General features: G+C 50.5%; 22 protein-coding genes. 18 read left to right on the top strand and 4 right to left on the bottom strand.

Annotated elements, in window-relative coordinates:
- Window positions 1-19: 19 nt before the first annotated feature.
- The 13 genes from BMI79_RS02225 (at window position 20) to BMI79_RS02165 (ending at window position 13915) form a co-directional block, all read left to right on the top strand.
- Window positions 20-571 carry a glutathione peroxidase gene (locus tag BMI79_RS02225; RefSeq protein ID WP_076940195.1) on the top strand — a complete coding sequence of 184 codons (552 nt, stop codon included), beginning with the start codon at window positions 20-22 and terminating at the stop codon, window positions 569-571.
- Between the two features lie 15 nt (window positions 572-586).
- Complete coding sequence (gene btuD / locus BMI79_RS02220; RefSeq protein ID WP_076940194.1) at window positions 587-1342, top strand: vitamin B12 ABC transporter ATP-binding protein BtuD; 756 nt, start codon at window positions 587-589, stop codon at window positions 1340-1342.
- Window positions 1343-1723: 381 nt separating this feature from the next.
- Window positions 1724-2878 (top strand): UDP-4-amino-4-deoxy-L-arabinose aminotransferase, encoded by a 1155-nt coding sequence (gene arnB / locus BMI79_RS02215; protein ID WP_076940193.1) that lies wholly within the window; start codon window positions 1724-1726, stop codon window positions 2876-2878.
- Entirely contained in the window at window positions 2865-3845 is a 981-nt protein-coding gene (gene arnC / locus BMI79_RS02210; RefSeq protein ID WP_076940192.1) for an undecaprenyl-phosphate 4-deoxy-4-formamido-L-arabinose transferase, read from the top strand. Before arnB ends, arnC begins: the two co-directional genes overlap by 14 nt.
- On the top strand, window positions 3845-5827 hold the full coding sequence (arnA, locus tag BMI79_RS02205; protein WP_076940389.1) for a bifunctional UDP-4-amino-4-deoxy-L-arabinose formyltransferase/UDP-glucuronic acid oxidase ArnA: 1983 nt from the start codon (window positions 3845-3847) through the stop codon (window positions 5825-5827). Before arnC ends, arnA begins: the two co-directional genes overlap by 1 nt.
- Window positions 5824-6735, top strand: a complete 912-nt coding sequence (gene arnD, locus BMI79_RS02200; RefSeq protein ID WP_076940191.1) for a 4-deoxy-4-formamido-L-arabinose-phosphoundecaprenol deformylase — start codon at window positions 5824-5826, stop codon at window positions 6733-6735. Before arnA ends, arnD begins: the two co-directional genes overlap by 4 nt.
- The gene (gene arnT / locus BMI79_RS02195; RefSeq protein ID WP_076940190.1) at window positions 6732-8396 is read left to right on the top strand and encodes a lipid IV(A) 4-amino-4-deoxy-L-arabinosyltransferase; all 1665 of its coding nucleotides are present in this window, start codon (window positions 6732-6734) and stop codon (window positions 8394-8396) included. Before arnD ends, arnT begins: the two co-directional genes overlap by 4 nt.
- Window positions 8393-8737 (top strand): 4-amino-4-deoxy-L-arabinose-phosphoundecaprenol flippase subunit ArnE, encoded by a 345-nt coding sequence (arnE, locus tag BMI79_RS02190; protein ID WP_076940189.1) that lies wholly within the window; start codon window positions 8393-8395, stop codon window positions 8735-8737. The genes arnT and arnE overlap by 4 nt, the downstream gene beginning before the upstream one ends.
- Window positions 8734-9126: a 4-amino-4-deoxy-L-arabinose-phosphoundecaprenol flippase subunit ArnF gene (gene arnF, locus BMI79_RS02185; RefSeq protein ID WP_076940188.1), complete on the top strand. Its 393-nt coding sequence runs from the start codon at window positions 8734-8736 to the stop codon at window positions 9124-9126. The genes arnE and arnF overlap by 4 nt, the downstream gene beginning before the upstream one ends.
- Before the next feature lie 153 nt (window positions 9127-9279).
- Window positions 9280-9738: an NlpC/P60 family protein gene (locus tag BMI79_RS02180; RefSeq protein ID WP_076940187.1), complete on the top strand. Its 459-nt coding sequence runs from the start codon at window positions 9280-9282 to the stop codon at window positions 9736-9738.
- Window positions 9739-9796: 58 nt separating this feature from the next.
- Window positions 9797-10810 (top strand): lipoate--protein ligase, encoded by a 1014-nt coding sequence (gene lplA, locus BMI79_RS02175; RefSeq protein ID WP_076940388.1) that lies wholly within the window; start codon window positions 9797-9799, stop codon window positions 10808-10810.
- Between the two features lie 674 nt (window positions 10811-11484).
- Window positions 11485-12222, top strand: coding sequence for an EAL domain-containing protein (locus tag BMI79_RS02170; protein ID WP_076940186.1), 738 nt, complete (start codon window positions 11485-11487; stop codon window positions 12220-12222).
- Between the two features lie 250 nt (window positions 12223-12472).
- The gene (locus BMI79_RS02165) at window positions 12473-13915 is read left to right on the top strand and encodes a protein adenylyltransferase SelO (RefSeq protein ID WP_076940185.1); all 1443 of its coding nucleotides are present in this window, start codon (window positions 12473-12475) and stop codon (window positions 13913-13915) included.
- Between the two features lie 2 nt (window positions 13916-13917).
- Here the strand turns inward: BMI79_RS02165 and BMI79_RS02160 are convergent, their stop codons facing one another.
- The 3 genes from BMI79_RS02160 to ppsR all read right to left on the bottom strand — a co-directional run bounded on the left by BMI79_RS02160 (window position 13918) and on the right by ppsR (window position 16500).
- Window positions 13918-14400, bottom strand: a complete 483-nt coding sequence (locus tag BMI79_RS02160) for a glutathione peroxidase (protein ID WP_076940184.1) — start codon at window positions 14398-14400, stop codon at window positions 13918-13920.
- A gap of 52 nt (window positions 14401-14452) precedes the next feature.
- Window positions 14453-15499, bottom strand: coding sequence for a 3-deoxy-7-phosphoheptulonate synthase (locus BMI79_RS02155; protein WP_076940183.1), 1047 nt, complete (start codon window positions 15497-15499; stop codon window positions 14453-14455).
- Window positions 15500-15678: 179 nt separating this feature from the next.
- Window positions 15679-16500: a posphoenolpyruvate synthetase regulatory kinase/phosphorylase PpsR gene (gene ppsR, locus BMI79_RS02150; RefSeq protein WP_076940182.1), complete on the bottom strand. Its 822-nt coding sequence runs from the start codon at window positions 16498-16500 to the stop codon at window positions 15679-15681.
- 512 nt (window positions 16501-17012) lie between these two features.
- On the opposite strand from ppsR, the gene ppsA reads away from it, so the two are divergent.
- The gene (gene ppsA / locus BMI79_RS02140; protein ID WP_076940181.1) at window positions 17013-19391 is read left to right on the top strand and encodes a phosphoenolpyruvate synthase; all 2379 of its coding nucleotides are present in this window, start codon (window positions 17013-17015) and stop codon (window positions 19389-19391) included.
- A 172-nt stretch (window positions 19392-19563) separates the two neighbouring features.
- On the opposite strand, the gene BMI79_RS02135 is transcribed toward ppsA, so the two are convergent.
- Window positions 19564-20280 (bottom strand): MurR/RpiR family transcriptional regulator, encoded by a 717-nt coding sequence (locus BMI79_RS02135; protein ID WP_076940180.1) that lies wholly within the window; start codon window positions 20278-20280, stop codon window positions 19564-19566.
- A 361-nt stretch (window positions 20281-20641) separates the two neighbouring features.
- Between BMI79_RS02135 and BMI79_RS02130 the strand changes: the two genes are divergently transcribed.
- The 4 genes from BMI79_RS02130 to BMI79_RS02110 all read left to right on the top strand — a co-directional run bounded on the left by BMI79_RS02130 (window position 20642) and on the right by BMI79_RS02110 (window position 26095).
- Entirely contained in the window at window positions 20642-21427 is a 786-nt protein-coding gene (locus BMI79_RS02130) for an SDR family oxidoreductase (protein ID WP_076940179.1), read from the top strand.
- A gap of 6 nt (window positions 21428-21433) precedes the next feature.
- Complete coding sequence (locus tag BMI79_RS02125) at window positions 21434-22921, top strand: FAD-binding oxidoreductase (RefSeq protein ID WP_076940178.1); 1488 nt, start codon at window positions 21434-21436, stop codon at window positions 22919-22921.
- 148 nt (window positions 22922-23069) lie between these two features.
- Complete coding sequence (locus BMI79_RS02120) at window positions 23070-24536, top strand: FGGY-family carbohydrate kinase (protein ID WP_083704348.1); 1467 nt, start codon at window positions 23070-23072, stop codon at window positions 24534-24536.
- Between the two features lie 218 nt (window positions 24537-24754).
- Entirely contained in the window at window positions 24755-26095 is a 1341-nt protein-coding gene (locus BMI79_RS02110) for an MFS transporter (RefSeq protein WP_341865647.1), read from the top strand.
- Window positions 26096-26117 lie beyond the last annotated feature (22 nt).

Raw genomic sequence — 26117 nt, 5'->3', positions numbered from 1 at the left:
AACAATAGGATGAAATCTGATGAGCAAACCGATTTATACCGTTGCGTTGCAAACCATTGAGAACCAGCTAACGACCCTTGGGGCCTACGAAGGGAACGTTCTGCTGGTCGTCAACGTCGCTTCCGAATGTGGTCTGACGAAGCAGTATGAAGGGTTAGAAAATCTCTATGAGGCCTACCAAGAACAGGGTTTTGCCGTGCTGGGTTTCCCATCAAACGAATTTTTGGGGCAGGAACCGGGTAGCAATGAAGAGATCCTGGCCTTCTGCCGCAGTACTTTTGGCGTCCAATTCCCGATGTTTGCCAAAATCGAAGTGAATGGTACTAATCGCCATCCGCTTTATCAGGCACTGATCACGGCAAAACCTCAGGCCATCGCCCCCGAAGGCAGTGAGTTTTTGGCGCGTATGAGCAGCAAAGGGCGAGCGCCAAAACAGACGGGTGACATTTTGTGGAACTTTGAGAAATTTTTGATTGGCCGTGATGGTACGGTAATTCAGCGTTTTTCTCCTGATATGACGCCGGAAGATCCGCTGCTGGTACAAGCGATTACAGCGGCGCTGGCGAAGTAAAGGGGCTATCAGAACATGTTGCAACTCAGCCAAGTGGCAGTAGAAGGTCGTTTCGCCCCGGTTTCGGGGCAAATAGGAGCTGGGTTGCAGGTTCACCTGATTGGCCCCAACGGCGCAGGGAAAAGTACGCTGTTGGCGAGGCTGGCAGGGGTTTTGCCCGGCCAGGGAGAAATTCTGTTGTCGGGGCGGCCGCTGGGGGATTATTCAGGCCATGACTTGGCGCAGCGCCGTGCTTATCTCTGCCAGCAGCAGCCACCCGTTGCTCTGATGCCGGTCTTCCAATACCTCGCTTTGCATCTGCCTGCGGGAGCAGACGTCAGAGAGTTGGAAAACACCATCCTTTACTTGTCACGCTGTTTGAAACTGGCAGACAAATTATCACGCATGTTGACCCAGCTATCCGGCGGCGAATGGCAGCGAGTGCGCTTGGCTGCGGCGCTGTTGCAGGTATGGCCTACGGTGAACCCACGCAGTCAGTTACTGCTGCTTGATGAACCGACCAACAGCCTGGATGTGGCGCAGAAAGTGGCTCTGGATCGCCTGCTGCGGGAATTTTGTCACAGTGGGCGCAGCGCGTTAATTTGCGCACACGATCTGAACCATACTCTGCAACAGGCCGAACAGGTCTGGTTGCTGCATGCCGGGCGATTGGTGATGCAAGGGAGCACGCATGAGGTGATGAAGCCAGAGGTGCTGTCGCGCATTTATGACGTGGAGTTTCACTTACAGGCGCTAGGCGATCAGCGCTGGATTATGACTAAGACGGCATAGTTGTTTTTTTGCTGTTATTTTAATCAGTTAAGTTTGTGCGCGAATATTTTGCGAATCATCAATCTATCATCTGATTTTTCCCTCAAAAAAGATTCTTTCATTGAAAAGCGTTAATGACGTGCTACGCTAGACAAGCTTAATTAGGGTTTTTAAAAAATTAAAACAGCACAATAATCTGATTATATTGAATATTTTAGTTTCTGTTAATGGCGGCGTTTTTCAGAAAGTTCCCAGATTGCCACTTACAGCTTAAGGTTTTGTTAAGCTAACCGACGTACATTGGCGGCGAACCTACCAAGAATCATTCTTCGGCGTTTAGCGTTGGTTAAATGAAACAGTTTTACAGTGGCTTAAAGAAATTAAGACGTTTGAGGTTTAACTATGGATCAATTCCTGCCTTTTTCACGCCCAGCGATTGGTGATGAAGAAATTGCGGCGGTAGAAAAGGTGCTGCGTTCCGGCTGGATCACCACCGGGCCACAGAATCAGCAGTTGGAAAGTGAGTTTTGTAAAACCTTCGGATGCAAACATGCAGTTGCCGTTTGTTCTGCGACAGCGGGTATGCATATCACCCTGATGGCACTGGGTATCAGGCCTGGTGATGAGGTGATAACACCGTCACAGACCTGGGTTTCAACACTGAACATGATCGAATTGCTAGGCGCAACGCCGGTGATGATTGATGTTGACCGCGATACGCTGATGGTGAGTGCCGCCGATGTGGAAGCCGCCATCACAGCACGAACCAAAGCCATTATCCCCGTTCACTATGCGGGTGCACCATTGCAGATGGATGCGCTGCGCGAGGTGGCCCAACGCCACAATATCCCCCTGATCGAAGATGCGGCCCATGCGGTGGGTGCCCGTTTTAACGGCGAGTGGGTCGGCGCACGTGGGACCGCAATTTTCTCTTTCCACGCGATAAAGAATTTGACCTGTGCTGAGGGCGGCCTGATTGCCACCGACGACGATGCGTTGGCCGATCGTGTGCGTTGCCTGAAGTTTCATGGCTTGGGGGTTGATGCCTTCGATCGTCAGTTGCAAGGGCGCAAGCCGCAGGCTGAAGTGGTTGAGCCGGGCTATAAATACAACCTTTCGGATATTCATGCGGCGATTGCCGTAGTGCAACTGGCGCGCCTGCCAGAGCTGAATACGCGGCGCAAAATACTGGCCGAACGTTACCTCAATGCGTTGAAAGATTCTCCTTTCCAGCCGTTGGGGTTGCCAGATTATCCGCACGATCACGCCTGGCATCTGTTTATGGTCCGTGTTGACGAAGAGCGCTGTGGTATCGGGCGTGATCAACTGATGGAGCGCTTGAAAGAAGTGGGTGTTGGCACCGGCCTGCATTTCCGCGCTGCCCATACGCAAAAATTCTATCGCGAGCGTTATCCGCAGCTTTCGTTGCCTAATACCGAATGGAATTCGGCGCGTTTATGCACCTTACCGCTATTCCCTGACATGACCGAAGCCGATGTCGATCGCGTGGTCAATGCCTTATCTTCTGTTGTGGAGTTATCTCGTGTCGCGCGCTGAATCGATCAAGAAAGTTTCGGTGGTCATCCCGGTATTCAACGAACAGGAAAGCTTGCCTGCACTGTTGGAGCGTACCTCCGCCGCCTGTAAGCAGTTATCCCAACCTTATGAAATTATTCTGGTTGATGATGGTAGCAGCGATAATTCCGCCGAGATGTTGACGGCGGCCGCTGAGCAGCCAGATAGCTGCATTATTGCGGTATTGCTGAACCGTAACTACGGCCAACATTCTGCCATTATGGCCGGTTTCAATCAGGTCAGCGGCGATCTGGTGATCACGCTGGATGCCGATTTACAAAACCCACCGGAAGAAATCCCACGCTTGGTGAGCGTGGCTGAAGAAGGATACGACGTGGTGGGCACCGTGCGTGCCAACCGTCAGGACTCCTGGTTCCGCAAGTCGGCTTCACGCATGATCAATATGATGATTCAGCGTGCTACCGGCAAGTCGATGGGGGATTACGGCTGTATGCTGCGTGCCTATCGCCGTCATATCGTTGAGGCAATGTTACATTGTCACGAGCGCAGCACTTTTATCCCTATCCTGGCGAATACTTTCGCCCGCCGCACCACTGAAATTGAGGTGCGCCACGCCGAACGTGAGTTCGGTGATTCCAAATATAGCCTGATGAAGTTGATCAACCTGATGTATGACCTGATCACTTGCCTGACGACCACGCCACTGCGTTTGCTGAGTGTGATCGGTAGCGTGGTGGCGTTATCCGGGTTTATTTTGGCGGTACTGTTGATCGCCCTGCGTTTGATCCTGGGGCCTGAATGGGCTGCCGGTGGGGTGTTCACCCTGTTTGCCGTGCTTTTCACCTTCATTGGCGCGCAGTTTGTTGGCATGGGTTTGCTGGGGGAGTATATCGGCCGGATTTACAATGATGTTCGCGCACGCCCTCGTTATTTTGTTCAGAAAGTGGTCGGCGATAAGCAGACCCAAAATACTCAGGAAGAAGAATGATGAAAGCTATTGTATTTGCTTACCATGATATCGGCTGTGCTGGTTTGCAGGCGCTGACTGAAGCGGGTTATGACGTGCAGGCGGTGTTCACCCATACCGACGATCCTGGTGAAAACAACTTCTTCTCTTCTGTTGCCCGCCAAGGGGCTGAGCTGGATTTGCCGGTTTATGCACCGGAAGATGTGAACCACCCGCTGTGGGTTGAGCGCATTCGTGAACTGCAGCCTGACATCATTTTCTCTTTCTACTACCGCAACATGCTGAGTGAAGAAGTGCTGTCATTGGCACCGAAGGGCGGTTTCAACCTGCATGGTTCACTGTTACCACGTTATCGCGGGCGTGCGCCGGTTAACTGGGCGCTGCTGAATGGCGAAACAGAAACCGGCGTGACGCTGCACAAAATGGTTAAGCGTCCAGATGCAGGGGATATCGTTGGCCAGCATAAAGTCGCGATCTCCAGTAGCGACACTGCGCTGACGTTGCATAAGAAAGTGTTGGAAGCCGCACAGGCACTGTTGAAAGAGCAGTTGCCAAAGCTGAAAAACGGCACAGCAACCTTCACCCAGCAAAATGAAGCGGATGCCAGCTATTTTGGCCGCCGCACGGCAGCGGATGGCGAGATCCTGTGGCACAAGTCTGCCCGTGAGATCGACAATCTGGTGCGTGCAGTCACCGAACCTTACCCAGGTGCATTCAGCTATCTCGGCCAGCGCAAGCTGATCGTATGGCGTTCGCGCGTGTTGGACACCCGGCATGACAAGCAGCCGGGTACCGTACTAAGCACGTCACCGCTGATTATTGCCTGTGGCGATGGCGCGTTGGAGATCGTCGCAGGCCAGAGCGAGTCTGGTTTATACGTACAGGGCTCACGTCTGGCGCTGGAGATGGGTATTGTGACCGATGTTCGCCTGGCTCCGAAGCCAAGTGCAGCGATGAAGCGCAGAACCCGCGTATTGATCCTCGGGGTTAACGGCTTTATTGGTAACCACCTGACCGAGCGCTTGCTGCGTGAAGACCGTTATGACATTTATGGTCTGGATATCGGTTCCGACGCCATCAGCCGTTTCCTGGATAACCCACGCTTCCACTTTGTTGAGGGAGATATCAGCATCCATTCCGAGTGGATCGAGTATCACATCAAGAAATGTGATGTGGTCCTGCCGCTGGTGGCGATCGCCACGCCGATCGAATACACCCGTAATCCACTGAAAGTGTTCGAGCTGGATTTCGAAGAAAACCTGAAAATCGTTCGCGACTGTGTGAAATACAACAAACGCATCATTTTCCCATCCACGTCTGAAGTTTATGGCATGTGTGATGATAAAGAGTTTGATGAAGACAGTTCACGCCTGATCGTTGGGCCAATCAGCAAACAACGTTGGATCTATTCCGTATCCAAGCAGTTGCTGGACCGGGTGATCTGGGCCTACGGTGCCAAAGAAGGCCTGAAGTTCACCCTGTTCCGTCCGTTTAACTGGATGGGGCCGCGCCTGGATAATCTGGATGCAGCACGTATCGGTTCTTCCCGTGCTATCACCCAGTTGATCCTCAACCTGGTTGAAGGTTCACCGATCAAACTGGTTGACGGTGGGGCGCAGAAACGCTGCTTTACCGACATCAATGACGGTATTGAAGCGCTATACCGCATTATTGAAAACCGTGATGGGATGTGTGACGGCCAGATCGTCAACATCGGCAACCCGACCAACGAAGCGAGCATTCGTGAACTGGCGGAAATGTTGTTGGAAAGCTTCAACAACCACCCGTTGCGTGGCAACTTCCCGCCGTTTGCCGGATTCAAAGATGTGGAAAGCAGCAGCTACTACGGCAAGGGTTATCAGGACGTAGAGCATCGCACGCCAAGCATCAAAAATGCGCGCCGCTTGCTGGGCTGGCAGCCTACTATCGCGATGCAGCAGACCGTTGCCGACACCCTGGATTACTTCCTGCGTACTACGGTGAAGGAAGGTAATGGTGCATGAAGAAGGTTGGCCTGCGAGTTGATGTAGATACCTTCAGCGGTACCCGTGAAGGGGTGCCGCGGTTGTTGGAGCTGTTCGATAAGCAAGGTATTCAGGCCAGTTTCTTCTTCAGCGTAGGGCCAGACAATATGGGGCGCCACTTGTGGCGCCTCCTTCGTCCCCAATTCCTGATGAAAATGCTGCGCTCAAACGCGGCTTCGCTGTATGGCTGGGATATTTTGCTGGCCGGCACCGCCTGGCCGGGGCGTAACATCTCCCGTGCGTTGGGGGCGCTGATGAAGCGTACCGCCGAGGCTGGTCATGAAGTGGGGCTGCACGCCTGGGATCATCAAGGCTGGCAGGCTCGCGTAGCGCGCTGGTCTGAAGAAGAATTGAAACGACAAGTGCAGTTGGGCGTTGACGCGCTGACCGCGAGCACCGGGCAACCGGTTACCTGCTCGGCGGTGGCAGGTTGGCGTGCCGATCAGCGGGTCGTTGAAGTGAAGCAGGGGTTCAATTTCCAATACAACAGCGATTGCCGTGGCACACATCCGTTTCGTCCGTTATTAAACAACGGTCAACCAGGAACGGTGCAAATCCCCGTGACACTCCCCACCTTTGATGAAGTGATTGGCAGCGAAGTCAGCATGGCGGGCTTCAATGACTACATTCTGCGCGCCATCGAAAACGATCGGGGCGTGCCGGTGTACACCATTCACACCGAAGTGGAGGGCATGTCGCAAGCGGCCATGTTTGAAGATCTGTTGCAGCGTGCGCAGCAGCAGGGCATCGAATTCTGCCCATTGAGCGCCTTGTTACCTGCGGATCCGGCCTCGCTGCCGTTAGGCCGCATTACGCGGGCACCGTTCCCTGGCCGTGAAGGCTGGTTAGGTTGTCAAACTGAAGTAGAGGAAAAAGACGTTTCATGAAAGCGCTGAAAGGAACCTGGGCCATTGTCGTGGCCATTTTTTTTGTTCTGGTCTATCTGATTCCGCTCAATGGACGCCTGCTATGGCAACCAGATGAAACTCGCTATGCCGAGATTAGCCGTGAAATGCTGGCGAAGGGGGATTGGGTTGTCCCTAATCTGCTTGGCCTGCGTTATTTTGAAAAACCGGTCGCCGGTTACTGGTTCAATAACGTCAGTCAGTGGCTGTTTGGCGATAACAATTTTGCCGTGCGTTTTGCTTCCGTATTCAGCACCGGGCTGGCCGCATTGCTGGTGTTTGCCCTGGCCTGGCTGATGTGGAAAAACGCGCACCGTGCCTACTTGGCGGTGCTGATCTTCCTGTCGATGTTCCTGGTGTTCAGCGTTGGCACCTACAGCGTACTCGATCCGATGATCTCGCTGTGGCTGACGGCGGCGATGGTCAGTTATTATCTGACGCTGAAAGCAACTAGCGTCAGAGGCAAACTGACGGGCTATGTGCTGCTCGGTTTGGCCTGTGGTATGGGCTTTATGACCAAAGGGTTCCTGGCGCTGGCGGTACCGGTGATTGCGGTGATCCCGATTGTGATCCAGCAGCGCAAAATCAAAGAGCTGCTGATTTACGGGCCGGTGGCGGTGGTGGTGGCGGTGCTGCTGAGCCTGCCGTGGGCACTGGCGGTGGCCCAGCGTGAACCGGATTACTGGAACTATTTCTTCTGGATCGAGCACATCCAGCGCTTTGCCGAAGAGAATGCCCAGCATAAAGCGCCAATCTGGTATTACCTGCCGATCCTGATTGCTGCAGTATTTCCTTGGCTGGGCCTATTACCTGGCTCATTACTCAAAGGTTGGCGTGAGCGCGCTCAGCGCCCAGAACTGTTTTTCCTGCTGAGCTGGGTGCTGATGCCGTTAATTTTTTTCAGCATCGCCAAGGGCAAGTTGGCGACCTACATTCTGCCGTGTATGGCACCGTTGGCATTGCTGATGGCGGCCTATGCGGAAGATTGCGTAGCGCAATTGCGCACCCGCGTGTTCAAAGCAAATGCCGTACTCAACGGTCTGTTCGGCCTGGTGGGGATCGCGGCTTTATTGTTGATGGTGCTGGGGTTGTTGCCTAACGCTAAGCTGTTCACTCCAGATGAGTGGCCGAAGATTGTTTTTGGCTTTGTTGCTTTCGCTGGGTGGCTGATGTTTGCTGTGATTTCTGCGCGCAAAAATGCGCAGCGTTGGGCTTGGGCCGCGGCCTGTCCACTGTTGCTCTGCTTGCTGATTGGTTATGCCATTCCGCAGCAGGTCATTGATTCAAAACAGCCGCAGAATTTTATACGGGCTAATCTGCCGGTGCTGAGTCAGAGTCACTATGTCCTCACTGACAGCGTGGGGGTTGCCGCAGGGTTGGCTTGGGAACTGAAACGCAGCAACATACTGATGTTCAGCCAAAAAGGGGAAGTATCCTACGGCCTGAGTTACGAAGATTCTCGCAGCCACTATATTCGTGATGAGGATTTCCCGCAGTGGCTTGAGCAGGCGCGCAAACAGGGGGATGTATCGCTGGTGTTGCAGCTTTCCCGTGGCGAGGAGGTATCACAGAATCTCCCTGTGCCGGATAGCATGACCAAAATGCACCGTTTAGCGCTGCTATGGTACAAACAGCTGCCATGATGGCTTATGTACTGGTTATGCTGGTTAGCCTGTTTACCTGCGCAGGGCAGTTATGCCAAAAACAGGCTGCACAAACCTGGGATCGGGCGGGAAACCAGCGTGTGAGCACGACGCTACGCTGGCTGTCTCTGGCGGTCATCTTCCTGGGGCTGGGCATGCTGTTATGGCTTAACGTGCTGCAGCGTTTGCCGCTCAGCTTGGCCTACCCGATGCTCAGCCTGAACTTTGTGTTGGTGACGCTGACGGCACGTTGGCTGTTTAACGAGCCTACTACGCTGCGCCACTGGTGTGGAGTGGTGTCAATTATGCTGGGGATCCTGCTGATGAGCCTTAATTCATGAGGGGTTACGCTTGGGGCGCCGCCAGCGTTCTGCTGGTGACGTTGGCACAATTGCTGATGAAATGGGGAATGGCGCAAATTCCACTCTTATCATTGGCAGAGGTGAGTTTGGAACTGGTAGGCCACTATTGGCAGGCGCTATTGGCAGTCAGTGGTGGCATATTCGGCTATGCCTTATCGATGCTGTGCTGGTTCTTTGCCTTACGCCACCTGCCGCTGAATCGTGCTTACCCGTTGTTGAGCGTCAGCTACGCGTTGGTTTATCTGGCCGCGGTGTTCCTACCTTGGTTTGATGAGCCAGCGACGTTGCTGAAAACATTGGGCACCTTGTTTATTCTGTTGGGTGTCTGGCTAATTAACAGCAAGGCGGGCGATAACTCCTCCCAATAGCGGATAGATCCGCTATATCTCCTTCACAATGCTTGCCTTTTTCGTGTCTTGAGAGATAAATTAGCGCAAAACAACGCTATCCTTACTTAAGTTACTCTGTGCTTGCTCGCTGGTAATAGGCGGGTAGCGTGATTCAGTGAAGGAAATGATGCGATGCGTGTGTGGTTTTTATTCGTCTGTTTGATTCTGGCGGGTTGCAGCAGCAATGCGCCACCGCCGAATGGCCGCCTGTCCGATTCAATCGTCGTTGTCGCGCAACTGAATGAGCAATTACGCCAATGGTATGGCACCCCGTATCGCTATGGTGGTTTAGATCGTGGCGGTGTGGATTGTTCTGGCTTTGTCTACCGTACTTTCCGCGATCGTTTTGACCTGCAATTGCCTCGTTCTACTGAACAGCAGACCGGCGTTGGTACTCAAGTATCGCGTGACGAACTGTTGCCGGGGGATCTGGTCTTCTTCAAAACCGGCAGCGGTGGCAATGGCCTGCATGTTGGGATCTACGATACCAACAACCAGTTTATCCATGCTTCCACAAGCCAGGGTGTGACCCGTTCCTCGCTTAATAATGTGTACTGGCGGAAAGTCTATTGGCAAGCGCGCCGAATCTAGCGTGTGACCCGTTGCGCTGGTGTATCATGGCCTCATCCCAATGCTTGCGGAAATCACCATGAATGATTTACGTTTATTAATTTCTGACTCTTACGATCCTTGGTTCAACCTGGCGGTTGAAGAGTGCATCTTCCGCGAAATGACGACGCAGAAAATCCTGTTCCTGTGGCGTAATGCGGAAACCGTGGTGATTGGCCAGTCACAAAATCCGTGGAAAGAGTGTAATACCCGGCGCATGGAGCAGGACGGCATTCGTTTGGCACGGCGCAGCAGCGGCGGTGGTGCTGTATTTCACGATCTCGGTAATACCTGTTTCACGTTTATGGCGGGGAAGCCGGGTTATGATAAAACCGTATCGACCGGTATTATTCTGCAAGCGTTGAACCAGTTGGGGATTAGCGCAACGGCCTCTGGGCGCAACGATCTGGTGGTGGATACGGCCGATGGGATCCGCAAAATATCCGGTTCTGCCTATCGTGAGACACAGGATCGTGGTTTTCATCATGGTACTCTGTTGCTGAACGCCGATCTCAATCGTTTGGCTGATTACCTCAATCCCGATCCTAAAAAACTGCAGGCGAAAGGTATTACTTCCGTCCGTTCGCGTGTGGCTAACCTGGCAGAATTCTTGCCAGAGATTGACCATCAGCAGGTTTGTGACGCCATCATCCAGGCCTTTTTTGCCCATTATGGTGAAAGCGCAACCGCGGAGGTGATTTCACCGGATGTTTTCCCCAATTTGCCGAACTTTGCACAACAGTTTGCTAAACAGAGCAGTTGGGAATGGAATTTTGGTAAAGCACCTGCGTTCAGCCATCTGCTGAATGAGCGTTTTAGCTGGGGAGGTGTGGATATCTTTTTTGATGTTGAAAAGGGAGGCATTGTCCGGGCGCAAATTTTCACCGACAGCCTTAATCCGGCCCCTTTGCAAGCCTTGGCCAAGATGCTGATGGGCTGCGCTTATCGTAGTGAGGCACTGGCAGCCTGCTGCGATCGTCTGCAAATACAGTTCCCGCAACAGTCTGCTGAACTTACCGAGTTGCGAGGGTGGTTGATGGAAACGATTAAGTAACCGTTGCCTACCATACGGAAAGACCAAGGATGGGGAAACCTGTCCTTTTTTTATCCCTCTGTCTTATCGCTTGCTAATTTACCTTTCTGGATTGGCCAATCCGACGATTAGCGCCACAGGGTAAAATATGTAGCAAGCTCTCTTTTCTTTGCGGGTTTTCTGATAATAAGCACAGTGCTCAAAAAAAGACCATTTGATTAACATTCACGGCAGGTTTGTAAATATTAATTCTGGTATTAGACCAAAGGAACTTATAAGTCAAGATGACACGCCATGAGGGGGCTGATTTTTTGCGTAGCACAAGTTATTTGTATATAAGTAAAATTAATGTTTTTTTGTGACATTCAATAGGGTGAATGTTCACGACGTTATCATCTCAGCGTTCTCTTTTTTGGGATTTTTCTAATAAAATCAGAGGTAACTCATTAGGGGTTATGTGTCTGGCGATCATAAATTTTAATAGTATAAAAAACACGCTTTCTTTGGTTATTGCAGTCTTAAGATAAATTAATTTTCAGTGGGATTATTTGTGCTTTTAACATAGCTTAAATCTATCGATTAATTCATAATTTATTGGTAATAATATTTATGTTTCAGATTAATCTCATGGGGGTTGATAGGTAAAATATATTCATATAGGATGAAATTCTCGCCGTTAAGTTTTTGGCATTAAAATGAAAATTCAATTTGAATCTGACTTTATTAGTCACTCTGTTTTTCAACCGGTTTACTCAATGGGGGGGGAGTTGCTGGCTGTGGAAATTCTCAGCCGTTTCAATAGTCTGGATGGCGATTTGGCAATACCAATGGATATTGGGATTAATTTATTATCCCCTGAGCAACGGATTGAATTATTTAATGAACAAATGTTGTTGGTTGAGCAGCAGGCAACATGGTTTATTGAAAATGACGTATTATTGACCATTAACATTGAAGAAAACGTCGTTGACTTGCTACTCGGCGATTTTGTATTACGCCGGCGTATTCAACAGTTACCATTTCTTACCTTTGAAATTAGTGAGGGTTTTCCTAATTTATCTGCGGGGAAACACAATCAAAAGATCAGGCTACTGAGTGACTATTTTACCTTGTGGCTGGATGACTTTGGTTCGGGGAAAACAACGCTTACCGCGCTGTATGACGGGTTGTTTGACTACGTAAAGATTGATAAACGCTTTTATTGGCAGCTGTTTACTCATCCAGGTTATGACGTGGTCATAGATTCATTATTGAAGAATATCAATCTTCTCTGTAAGGGGGTGATAGTTTGTGGAGTAGGAAAAAAAGAATGCATTAATAAACTTAGAAACGCTGGTGTTTTAGGGCTGCAGGGGGGGTTATGGCCTGTCACTAGTGTGGATAATTTGCGAACTCTGCGAAGGATCTCTACAGAATTCGACAACAATAACTGATATTGTTAACACATATAATAGGGTTAATAATGGACGGAATGATTGTTTTCGCGCTCCCGGTATTGTTATTTATCGCATTATTTTCGTTCGCCAAGCATTTTTTTTGTCAGCGCAGTAAATCATTAAAAGTCACCCGGCGTCGCCGGTAGCATATTCGCCTCTGCCCGGTTAACGGGCAGGGCGTTATCCCTGCAATTCCTCCGTATTAATCCGCGTACTCAAGCTCTACACTGAGGGTAATGGAGGGCCTATGCCGCAGTTTAACAATACTTACCACCAGCAGTTGCCCGGTTTTTACACCGAGTTGAACCCCACGCCCCTTACCGGTGCTCGTTTGCTGTACCACAGCCAGCCTTTGGCGCGTGAACTCGGGCTGGATGAAAGCTGGTTTACGCCGGAAAACACGCCGGTTTGGGCCGGGGAGAGGCTGCTGCCAGGCATGCAACCCCTGGCGCAGGTTTATAGCGGCCACCAGTTTGGTGCCTGGGCCGGGCAGTTGGGTGATGGCCGTGGAATTTTACTGGGTGAACAGCAATTAGCCGACGGGCGCAGCATGGACTGGCATCTGAAAGGGGCCGGGCTGACGCCTTATTCGCGCATGGGGGATGGGCGAGCGGTATTGCGTTCGGTGATCCGGGAGTTTCTGGCTTCTGAAGCGCTGCATCACCTGGGAATACCCACCACGCGTGCGTTGACCATCGTAACCAGCGAGCAACCGGTATTTCGCGAGCAGCCAGAGCGCGGTGCGATGCTGCTGCGTGTAGCAGAAAGCCATATCCGTTTTGGTCACTTTGAGCATTTTTATTACCGCAGGCAGCCAGAGCAGGTGAAGCAACTGGCAGATTTCGTGATTGCGCACCACTGGCCGCAGTGGCATGAGGAAACAGAGCGTTATGCGCTGTGGTTTACCGAGGTGGTAGAACGTACCGCGCGCCTGATGGCGCATTGGCAGACCGTTGGTTTTGCCCATGGGGTGATGAATACCGATAACATGTCAATTCTCGGCCTCACTCTGGACTTTGGGCCTTACGGTTTCCTTGATGATTACCAACCCAATTACATCTGTAACCACTCCGATCACCAGGGCCGTTACGCCTTTGACAATCAACCGGCGGTTGGGTTGTGGAATCTGCATCGCCTGGCGCAAACGCTCTCTGGCCTGATGACCACTGAGCAGTTACAGACGGCGTTAGCAGCGTATGAGCCTGCGTTGATGCAGGCCTATGGTGAACAGATGCGCGCGAAGCTGGGTTTCTTTACCCCCTCAGAGCAGGACAACGAGCTATTGACGGGTCTGTTGAGCCTGATGATGCAGGAAGGGCGGGATTATACCCGAACGTTCCGCCTGCTGAGCGATGTGGAGCAATGGCAGGCGCATTCCCCTTTGCGAGATGAGTTTATCGATCGTGCTGCGTTCGATCGTTGGTATCAGCGATACCGCCTGCGTTTGCAGCAAGAGCAGGTGAGCGATGCTGAACGCCAGCTGGCGATGAAAGCGGTGAATCCCAAGCTGATTTTGCGCAATTATCTGGCGCAGCAGGCAATCGAAGCGGCCGAACAGAATGATGTCAGCAAACTTGCGCGGCTGCACCAGGCATTGCTGCAGCCGTTTGCCGATGATCCGCAGTATGACGATCTGGCAGGCTTACCCCCTGAATGGGGTAAGCATCTGGAGATTTCCTGCTCAAGCTGAGGCTAGAGCAGTTTTTCGATATGTTCACCGAGCCGTTCTGGCTTGGTAAACGGAGCAAAGCGCGTGATTCGGGCACCCTCTGCAGTGAACAGAAACTTGGTGAAATTCCATCTGATGCGTTGGCTGCCCAGCAAACCGGGCGCTCGGCGTTTCAGTTCGCTGAACAGCGGATGAGCATCCGCACCGTTAACGTCGATCTTGCTGAACAATGGGAAGCTGACGCCGTAATTCAGAGTGCAGAAGTCGGCGATCGCGCGTGCATCTCCTGGCTCTTGTTTGCCAAATTGATTGCAGGGAAACCCGAGCACCACCAAGCCGCGTGCGCGGTAGCGTTGCCAGAGAGTTTCCAACCCCCGGTACTGTGGGGTAAAGCCACAACGACTGGCGGTGTTGACCACCAGATAAACCCGTGCGGGGAAGTCGGCTAGCGTTTTGTGCTCCCCCTGCAGGGTAATGCAGGGAATGGTTAACAGCGAGTTGCTCATGCCAAGGCTCCGCGTTGCCGGTGGGGCGCGTTAAACACCCCACTCAAAGCGATCAGAAACGAGTATCCACCGCATCTGCCAACATGGCCAGCAACTGTTCGCTGTCGGCCCAACTCAGGCAAGGATCGGTGATCGATTGGCCGTAGGTTAACGGCTGGCCGCTGACGATTTTCTGTGTTCCTTCCACCAGGAAACTTTCCGCCATCACGCCGGCGATGGCCATTGAACCGGCACGGATCTGCTGGCAGACGTTCTCAGCCACCTCTAGCTGGCGGCGGTGCATCTTCTGGCAATTACCGTGGCTGAAATCGATCACCAGATGTTCTGGGAGATCGAACTCACGCAGGCTGTCGCAGGCGGCCACTACATCACTGGCGTGATAGTTCGGCTTTTTGCCCCCGCGCATAATAATGTGGCCGAACGGATTACCGCTGGTCTGATAAATGGTCATCTGGCCATGCTTGTCGGGCGACAGGAACATATGGCGGGCACGAGCCGCGCGGATCGCATCGATGGCAATACGGGTATTACCGTCGGTACCGTTCTTGAAGCCTACTGGGCAGGAGAGCGCAGAGGCCATCTCGCGGTGAACCTGGCTTTCGGTAGTACGAGCGCCAATCGCCCCCCAACTGATTAAATCGGCAATATACTGGCCGATCACCATATCCAGAAACTCGGTGGCGGTAGGTAGGCCAAGCTGGTTGACGGCCAGCAACAGCTTGCGGGCTATTTCAATCCCACGGTTGACCTGAAAACTGCCATCCAGATCGGGATCGGAAATTAACCCTTTCCAGCCGACAACGGTACGCGGTTTTTCAAAATAGGTACGCATCACGATTTCCAGACGATCCTGATAGCGTTCGCGCAGGGCATTCAAGCGGTGTGCATAGTCGGTAGCCGCATCCAGATCGTGAATGGAGCAGGGGCCAATGACCACTAACAGGCGACGATCTTCGCCCATCAGGATGTTTTCAATACGTTTACGTGACGCTGTCACATTATCGGCAATGGCGTCTGAGATCGGCAACTTTTCCGCTAACGCTTGGGGCGTAACGAGGTTATCGATGCGCGCGGTCCGCAGTTCATCTGTTTTTTGCATGATTTTCTCTAAAACTGTTCTTCGCTACGGCAGGAATACCGGGAAGTGATGAGGATCACAATAACGTAAAAATCGCTGAATTCAACCGTAGTGGGCCGGTTATTTTGCATAAACCTGTAAAAAGCAACGCAGGTTAAAATTAAGTGGCAGGCAGCAGGCCTACCACGCATATTTTAGCTTCAGAACATACGGCGGCTCATGCCGAGAATATCGAGGATTTTGGTGGAGATTTCTTCTACCGAATAGTTGGTGGTATTGAGGTAGCGGATTTGATTCTTGCGGAACAAGGCTTCGACTTCCGCTAATTCCATCCGACACTGGCGTATTGACGCATAACGGCTGTTCTCTCGCCGCTCTTCACGGATGGCGGCTAAGCGTTCCGGGTCAATCGTCAGGCCAAACAGCTTGTGCTGAAAGGGTTTTAGCGCGGCAGGCAGTTGCAGATTGTCCATATCGTCGGCGGTGAACGGATAATTGGCCGCACGGATGCCAAACTGCATGGCCAGATACAGGCTGGTGGGGGTTTTGCCACAGCGTGAAACGCCCAGCAGGATCACCTGTGCCTGATCGAGATTACGCAGCGAAATGCCATCATCATGCGCCAAAGTGTAATCAATAGCGGCGATACGGGCGTCATATTTGTCGAGATTGCTTTCGGTCAAACCGTGGGTGCGATTGGCGATGGGCGTAGGTTCTACCCCCAGTTCCCCTTGTAACGGCCCAACCAGGGCTTGCACGATATCCTGGCAGAAACCTTCGCTCTGGGTGATCACCAGGCGCACCTCCGGGGAAATAATCGAATAGAACACCAGCGGGCGCACCCCGGTTTGCTGGTAAATATCGTTAATCTGTTGGCACACGCCGCGGGCACGTGCTTCGGTTTCTACGAATGGCAAGGTATAGGTCGTGGCCGCGATCGGAAACTGTGACAGTACCGCATGTCCCAACACTTCGGCAGTAATGGCCGTACCATCAGAAATATAAAAAACGCTTCTTTCCATTCGTCACTCTCTCGCTGAAAACGATAATCCTGTTGTAGCAAAATATCATGGTCTGTGAATGATTGGCGGGTAAAGCGCCGGGTCAGAAATTTGTGATAACACGAGCAATCGCGATAAATAAAGTCATATTTTAATCAGGCAAGGTGAGTAAATAGCGGATTACGCGTTATTATAAAACGCAATTTTATTTTTTATAAAACTGTTGCGCCTAATTTTAAACAATTTTATCACGCCGAACAGGTTATTTCCGTCAAATTCAGCCCGTTTGAGAGTGTGTATTTAATCGAAATTTAAAATCTTACTTAATTTGTTTAATATCAGTTTGTTAGTGTTTAAGGGAACGATCCCCATTAAAATTATGCCGCTGCGTCTTTCTCTTAAAATTCATTTTTTTCATTGGGTTGATCGATTCACCTTTCCATTTTCTTTGGGTCATTGTGCTAGTCTGATTTCGCTTCGCTTACCGAATTAAATTCGCTTAGACCCTACTGATAGCAATAAGGATTGTCTCGATGTCTAACAATGGCCCAGACTTGCGTAATGTGCTTTGGTACAACCAGCTTGGCATGCACGACGTTGACCGTGTTGGGGGTAAAAACGCCTCCCTCGGTGAAATGATCACCAATCTTTCCGATTTAGGTGTAGCCGTGCCGAACGGTTTTGCTACCACCGCACAGGCGTTCAATGATTTTCTTGAGCAAAGCGGTGTTAATCAGCGCATCTATCAGTTACTGGATCAAACCGATGTTGACGACGTTGCTCAACTGGCCAAGGCCGGTGCGCAAATTCGCCAATGGGTGATCGACACACCTTTCCATGCAGAATTTGAACGTGAAATCACGTTGGCCTATCAGCAACTGGCTGGCGGTGAAAGTAATGCCTCTTTCGCCGTGCGTTCTTCCGCCACGGCAGAGGATATGCCGGATGCCTCCTTTGCTGGCCAACAGGAAACTTTCCTCAATGTGCAGGGCATTGAGGCCGTGATGGTGGCGATCAAGCACGTATTTGCTTCGTTGTTCAACGATCGTGCGATCTCCTACCGGGTGCATCAAGGGTACGATCATCGCGGCGTGGCGTTGTCTGCCGGTGTGCAGCGCATGGTGCGTTCCGATCTGGCTTCGTCAGGAGTCATGTTCACCATTGATACCGAGTCTGGTTTCGATCAGGTGGTGTTTATCACTTCGGCATTTGGTCTGGGTGAAATGGTTGTGCAGGGGGCGGTCAACCCGGACGAATTCTACGTGCACAAGCCGACGCTGCTGAAAGGCAAACCTGCCATTGTGCGGCGTAATCTGGGGTCGAAGAAAATCCGCATGGTGTACGCGCCCTCGCAGGATCACGGCAAACAGGTTCGGATTGAAGATGTGCCAGAAGCGCAGCGCAATCGTTTCTCTCTGAGTGATGATGAAGTGCAGGCGTTGGCGCACCAGGCTTTACTGATCGAAAAGCATTATGGTCGCCCGATGGACATCGAGTGGGCAAAAGATGGGCACACCGGCAAGCTATTGATTGTGCAGGCGCGCCCGGAAACCGTGCGTTCCAATGAGCAGGTGATGGAGCGCTACCAGTTGAACGGCAATAGCGCCGTGCTGGTGGAAGGGCGCGCCATCGGGCACCGCATTGGCGCAGGCCCGGTGAAAGTGATTAACGACATCAGCGAAATGGATCGCATTCAGCCAGGGGATGTGCTGGTGACTGACATGACCGACCCGGACTGGGAACCGATCATGAAAAAGGCGGCCGCAATTGTCACCAACCGTGGCGGCCGAACCTGTCACGCGGCGATCATCGCCCGTGAACTGGGGATCCCAGCGGTGGTTGGCTGTGGGCATGCCACCGATCTGCTGAAGGATGGGCAGAAAGTCACGGTCTCCTGTGCCGAGGGTGATACCGGTTTTGTTTACAGCGATATGCTGGACTTCAGCGTACAAAGTTCTGAAGTCACCGAACTGCCAGAGCTCCCGCTGAAGATCATGATGAACGTGGGCAACCCGGATCGAGCCTTCGATTTTGCCCGTCTGCCGAATGAAGGGGTAGGTCTGGCGCGTTTGGAATTTATCATTAACCGCATGATTGGCGTGCACCCGCGCGCGTTGTTGGAATTTGACCAGCAGCCGCCAGAACTGCAAGCCGAAATCAGGGCGCTGATGCAAGGTTACGACGATCCGGTCGAGTTCTATGTTGGTCGTTTAACCGAAGGGATCGCGACGCTGGGTGCGGCATTCTGGCCTAAGCGCGTTATCGTGCGTCTTTCCGACTTCAAATCCAATGAATACGCCAACTTAGTGGGCGGCGAGAAGTACGAACCACATGAAGAGAACCCGATGCTGGGCTTCCGTGGGGCTGGCCGTTACGTTGCCGAAAGTTTCCGTGACTGCTTCGCCATGGAGTGTGAAGCGATGAAGCGGGTGCGTAATGACATGGGGCTGACCAACGTTGAGGTTATGGTGCCGTTTGTGCGCACCGTGGCACAGGCTGAGGCGGTGGTAGAGGAGCTGGCGCGTCAGGGGCTCAAGCGCGGTGAGAACGGGCTGAAAGTGATTATGATGTGCGAGATCCCTTCCAATGCCTTGTTAGCCGATCAGTTCCTGGAATATTTCGACGGCTTCTCGATTGGCTCCAACGACATGACGCAGCTGACTTTGGGGCTGGATCGCGATTCCGGCGTGGTTTCTGAGCTGTTCGATGAACGCAACGAAGCGGTCAAAATGCTGCTGACCATGGCGATCCAAGCTGCCAAACGTCATGGCAAGTACGTGGGGATTTGCGGCCAAGGCCCATCGGATCATGAGGATTTGGCCAAGTGGCTGATGGAGCAGGGAATCGACAGCCTGTCACTTAACCCGGATACCGTGGTGCAAACCTGGATGAATCTGGCGCAGAAAAAGTAACTCTTCTCTCTAGGGGCGCCACTAGGTGCCCCTATGCCCTTCATACTTCAAGTTGCCTGGGTGTTCTGCGTTACTCGGCCCAAGTCAGGGCCGAGTCTCTTAGGGGCAAGCGCTGTTCAAAAACGCATTGCGTTTTTGTCAAGCAACTCGAATTATTTTGGGTATAAGCATTTCATTCACCGGGTTTACTATTTGGCATGAACTTTTGTATCACTTCTTCCAAGAAAATAAAAAACAACGTCCGCGATTTTTCATAAGGCTTCAGCTTGCTGTTGCCACCGCTATTGGTAAGATAAAAAAGCGTGTTTTGCTGTAGTTTAGGGAAATAACGGAACTCTTCAAATAAAAAGATAATCTCTTTGTAATTTAAACCGGAGAGGTCTTCATCAAAGGATTTGAATAATCCGGTCGTTGATAGCACCAGGAGTTTAGTGTCCTTACTGTCAGAGTTTCTGACGGTTGTGACTTCATTGGTGGCTAGCGTAAATACATCAGAAAAGATCCGCAGGCGATAGGCGAAGTAATCAGCGCAAATGTAAGAGGGGCCTAACCCATAGATAATCAGCTTATTGCAATCTTTTATCTTTAACCAAAAATCATGAGCAAGGCGATCATCAAAATTGGCGATGTAATCTGCTATACGCTGTAATTCACTTGATGGTTTTTCTGGGGAGGTGTCATTATGTTCGCTGATAATATATTTTTTATATTGTTTGAAAGATTCAAACCCCAGTTTTCTGACAAACTTGGATATTTTCGACGTTGAAACATCAAACTGTGCGCTAAGCTCAGTAATAGAAACCGTTGAATTATGTTGAATGCATTCTTTAGTGCTGTCTAATAGTTTCTTTTCCAACGCATTCAAACCATTGTAATCAATTTTTATCATGATTTATTTCCGATGTTAGGCCCAGAGCATCCTCGTTCAATGTTACGAGAAAAACCTCCCAATGAGTACCCCACTTGCTGAAGAGATAACCATCTTGGCAAGATCGCTCCGTATTTATAATTCCAACATCAGAATTATGTTCTGATAAAATAAAGTTATTAAGTTTTAAAAACCATAAATTAGCATTATAAATAAAAATAATGTCAATTTTATCTTTTTATAAAGAATTAATAAATGTTGTTGCGTTAATTTTCCATAAATTGGATCTAAAGCATGTTTTTATGGAAAATTATCGGTATAAATGTTGTCCAGAGTTAGAGGTGATGAAAGTGAAACGTTAAAAAATTATCAGGAAACGCTCATGTTGGAAAAAATCACAGACTTCAGTTTGAACCTGTTCTCTCTAAAAGGAAGAACAGCGATCGTCACGGGGGGCAACAGCGGGCTGGGCCAGGCATACAGTCTGGCGTTTGCCAAAGCTGGGGCTAATGTCGCCGTTATCGCCATTGCGGACGACGAAGGGGAAACCCGGCGTCTGGTAGAAGAGTGCGGGGTGGATTATCACTTTATTCTGGCGGACATTACCCGTGAAGGGGAACCCCAACAGGCAATAGATCAGGTAGCAGCTCGTTTTGGGCGCATCGATATACTGGTCAACAATGCTGGGATGTGCATTAACGAACCGGATGTTCTCAAATTCACCCGCGTGCAGTGGGATAAAATGATCGCCCTCAATCTGAGCGCCGCCTTTGAAATGTCGCACGAAGTGGCCAAATACATGATCCCGCAGCGGAGTGGGAAGATCATCAATATCGCTTCCATGTTCTCTTATTTGGGCGGGCAATGGTCACCGGCGTATTCGGCGAGTAAGCACGGGATTGTTGGGCTGACGAAAGCCTACTGCGACGAATTGGCACAATTCAATATTCAGGTCACCGCGATTGCGCCTGGATATTATGCAACGCCATTAACCGAAAAAACACGCTCAGATCCTGATGCTAATAAGCGGGTACTTTCGCATATTGCGGCCAATCGTTGGGGAAATATTGCCGATCTGATGGGGACGGCAGTCTTTTTGGCCTCAGATGCATCCAATTATGTTAACGGCTCAGTGATAGCTGTCGACGGTGGTTTTTTAGTGCGTTAATCGATAATGATAAGGGTAAATATGAATAAGCATGACACATTAAAGCAATTGCATAGCCTATTGAAAGCGGATCAGATCGTGACCGATCATGCCAAGCTCTATGATGCAGCAGCCGACAGATATAAAAAATATGCTAAGGCCAAAGAGCAGCTTAATGTTCCTCTCCCTACCGCCATTGTGCTGCCAGAAAGTGCCGATGAAGTGGCTGAGATACTCAAATTCTGTAATGAAAATGCCATTAACGTTATTCCACGCAGCGGCAAGACGGCGACCGAAGGTGGCTTGGAAAACTGGAAAGAAAATACCCTGGTGATTGACTCGGCACGCCTGAATAAAATCATCAAGATCGACAGCTACAATATGGAAGCCACGGTGCAAGCCGGGGTTTGCCTGCAAACGCTGGAAGATGAAGCGCGCAAACAGGGGCTGACAACCGGCCATTCGCCGCAGTCCAAGCCGGTTGCACAATATGGTGGCTTAGTGGCCACGCGCAGTATCGGCCAGTTTTCTACCCTGTACGGTGGAATTGAGGATATGGTACTTGGCCTGGAGTGTGTCTTCCCTGATGGGCACATTTCACGTATCAAGAGTGTCGCACGCCGCGCCGGCGGCCCGGACATCCGCCATGTGGTGATTGGTAACGAAGGTACCCTGTGTTTTATCACCGAAGTCACGGTGAAACTGTTCAAGTTCTACCCGGAGAATAACCGGTTTATCGGGCACTTAATCAAGGATGTTGCCTCAGGTATCAAGATCCTGCGTGACGTCATGGTGGCAGGTTACCGCCCTTCGGTGGCGCGGGTTTATTCAGAAGAGGATGCGGCGCAGCATTTCTCGGCCTTCCACGAAGGCAAGTGTGTTCTGATCTTTATGGTGGAAGGGCCTTCCGGCATTGTGAATGCCACCATTGATGGCATCAACGAAATCATCAAGGAACATGCTGCGGGGATCCTGAAACCGGTTAAAAGCCAGCTGATCGAAGACTGGTTCAATCATCTCAACTGGTCGCAGGCGCGCATCGAGCAAGAAGTGAGCGAGATGGTGAATCATAATCGTCATGATGGTTTCACTACCGAGATCTCTGCAAGTTGGGAAATGATCCCGAAAATCTACGATCGCGTGATCCAGCGTATTCGCAGTGAATTTGAACGCAGTGAAGATCTCACCATGCTGGGTGGGCACTCATCGCACAGTTATATTAACGGTACCAATATGTACTTTGTTTATAACTACAATATCCACTGCGAAGCGAAAGATGAAATGCGTATTTATCACCATCCTATTCAGCGCATTATTGTGGAAGAGACGCTGAAACTGGGTGGTTCAATGTGTCACCATCACGGCATTGGTAAATATCGAAATGAATGGACCGAGCAGGAGCATGGCAGCGCCTATTATATTCTGCAAGGGCTGAAACAGGTTTATGATCCGAAAGGTATCATGAATTTCGGCTGTATTTATCCGCAGCCAGGCACTGAGCATTTCTTCGAGTAACCTTCACGGATCAATCCCCAAGGGGAACGGGAGCGGTCGGTGTAATATCCTAAGAGCTTCGAGTTGCGGTCAATAAGGCTGCAACTCAGGCTAAAGGGATAAGTCACTCTATCCCCACTATAGATATCAAGAATAATGGAAGTGAATAATGAAAAAACTATTTATGGGTATTGATAGTGGATCGCAAAGTACCAAGGTAGGTATTTTTGACCAACAGGGTAATGAAATCTGTTATGGCAGTGATTTATTGCAGAATACAGAAACACCGGCACCGGGCGTTGTTTACCATCCCGGAGAAGATCTCTGGGAGAGCCTGGTTCGCGCCATAGAAGATTGCCTGGATAAATTTACCGGCGATCGGCGTCAGATCCTGGGAATAGGGTTGTGTACTATTCGCTGTTGCAGGGTGCTGCTGGATGAGAAGGGTGAACTGGTTGAACCGGTCATCAGTTGGATGGATATGCGTATGTCGCAGCCCTATGTTCATCAGAATGACGCGGTAAAATATGTGACCACCACGTCCGGTTATCTTGGTTTACGCTTAACCGGCGCTTTCAAAGACAGTTGTTCCAATCAGGAAGTTTATTGGCCTATGGATTGGCAGACCCTGCAATGGGCAGATGATGCTGAGATCCAGCGCCAGGGGCTCACGCGCAGCCAACTGTTTGAGCTGATCAAACCCGGCGAGAGCTACGGGCCGCTCAGGGCAGAACTCGCCGAGCGTTTTGGTCTGAATGCGGATATTTGCGTATTTGCTACCGGTAATGACAAGGCTGTTGAAGTGCTTGGCGCGGGCATTACCGCCGCTGATGAAATTATGATCTCGCTGGGGACATTTATTTCGGCCATGCTGTACCGCCATGATTATTTCTCCCATGCCGAGAGTTTTTTCCCGACGCTGGCGTGTGAACCTTTCAAATATGTCTATGAATCTACCGGGATCCGGCGGGGTATGTGGACGGTGAGTTGGTTTAAACATTTAGCGGGTGAAGATATCAGCAAGATTGCTGAGATGGAAAACATCAGTGAAGAAGATGTATTAAACCGTATTGCCGAATCCATTGCCCCGGGTTCAGAAGGGTTGATTACTATTCTTGATTGGCTGAGCCCGCCAAGCCATCAATTCCGTAAGGGGATGATGTTCGGTTTTGATCAGCGCCATACTAAGTACCATATTTATCGCTCTATTTTGGAAGCTATTGCCTACACGATAAAGAACAATATTGATGCCATGCTGCAGGAAACAGCATCCTCCATCAATAGCATCCGGATTATTGGCGGCGGGGCAAAAAGCGATGTTTTAGTGCAGATTATCTGCGATCTCTTTGGTAAAGAGACCTATACCCTGCAAGCCAACAGTTCAGCCTGCCTGGGTGCGGCTATGTGTACTGCCGTTGGATTAGGGGTGGTACAGGATTTTAACCAGGCAAAAAGAGATATGGTGCAGATTAAGAAAAAGTATATCCCTAATCAAAAAAATCATATTTATTATGATGGCATTAATAAAAACGTCTATATGAAAGTACGTAGTTATACAGATCCACTGTTGTCAGAGGTCTATGATTTTCTTAATAGACCATCAAAATATACCAAAAATAATTCGAGTTGCTTGTAGGCGGCAACTGAGCGAAGCCCCAGGAGCTTACTCAAGTAAGTGACTGGGGTGAGTAAAGGCAGCCAACACCCAAGCAACTTGAAGTATGAAGGGTATATAAAAAATCTCTCCGGTCTATTCCAGCAAATCTTCCGGTAGTGCACCCAGAAGTTAAATAAACATCTGGTTTGCGCCGCCGTGCCGCTTGGATAAAAGAGGGTAAACGATATCACACAGGTATGACTATTATGGAAAATAGAGTAAAGACAGAGCAAGTTAAAAATAGCACTCGATATATACAGATATTACTGCTGACCATCGCCGGCGGTGCAATATATCCGATGCTATATTTGAGGCAGATTTATCAGGATACGATGATCCAAGCTTTTAATATTACTAATGTGCAACTCGGTGAGTTGTATTCAATCATGGGGTTTTTGTTTTTTATCTGCTATACACCCAGCGGTTGGTTAGCCGATAGAGTGAAACCGATGAAGCTGATCACCCTGTCTCTATTGGGGACGGGCCTGTTAGGGCTTTGGTACAGTACCTTGCCTTCCTATACCGCACTGTTAATCATTTTTTCAGGCTGGGGAATCACTACCGGCTTGACCTTCTGGGGGGCGGTGATGAAGCGCATCAAGCTGCTGGCGGCAAAAAATGAGGCTGGGCGCTTTTACGGGATTTACGATGGCGGTCGCGGCCTGGTTGAATCGATCCTGGCCAGCATTGCGCTGTTTATTTTCTCGGTAACGGTTGGCCCGAATGACGCAAACGTGGTTCAGGGGCTGGTCTACGTGATTCACCTGTACTCTTGGTTCTGCATAGCCTTAGCCGTGGTCTGCTTTGTCTGTATCTGGTTTGAAGCCAACGCTCCACATGAGACAGAAGAAAAGCGGGCTAAAACCACCAATAAAAACGTGATTAAGGATCTGGGTTTTATCCTGCGCCAGCCCGAGGTGTGGTTGATCGCAATTATCATCTCTTCTGGTTACCACTTATTCTGGTCTACCTACAGCTTTTCAGGCTATTTGCAGGCCGGCGGTTGGGGATTTACTGCCGTGATGGCAGGGACGATCACCACGATCAAACTATGGTTGCGGCCGGTCGGGGGGGTAGTCGGTGGTTTCCTGGGTGACAAGTTAGGGAATATCAAGGTATTAACCTACGCGTTAATGCTAAGTGCGCTTGGCCTGGTCGGCCTGATCGCTATCCCGGCAACTCATTTGCCTTCCGGTGTGGTGGTTGGATTCTGTGTTTTCTTTATTCTCTTTGTCGGCCTGCTGACTTATGCAGTACGCGGCCTATACTGGGCGATTATCGAGAACCTGAAGGTGCCGGAAACCAAGCTCGGCCTGGCAATCGGGGTGATTTCTGCGGTGGGTTATTGCCCAGATATCTTTATCCCACTGATTAATGGCTATATTATGGATTATGCCCCCGATCAGAAAACCGGTTATCAGCTTTATTTTGGCTATACCGTAGTGATGGCATGTTTTGGCATCGTCGCCTGTTATGTGCTAAAGCATCGCGTCACAAGCCAACCTCTCCCGGCAGTAAAACCCGTTACGGTTGAATAATCCTGGAACAATGCCGGGTACC

It is taken from the genome of Serratia oryzae, from assembly GCF_001976145.1.
GTDB lineage: Bacteria > Pseudomonadota > Gammaproteobacteria > Enterobacterales > Enterobacteriaceae > Chania > Chania oryzae.
The sequence above is the reverse complement of the archived record's forward strand: the minus strand, read 5'-3'. Positions and strand labels throughout refer to the sequence as shown.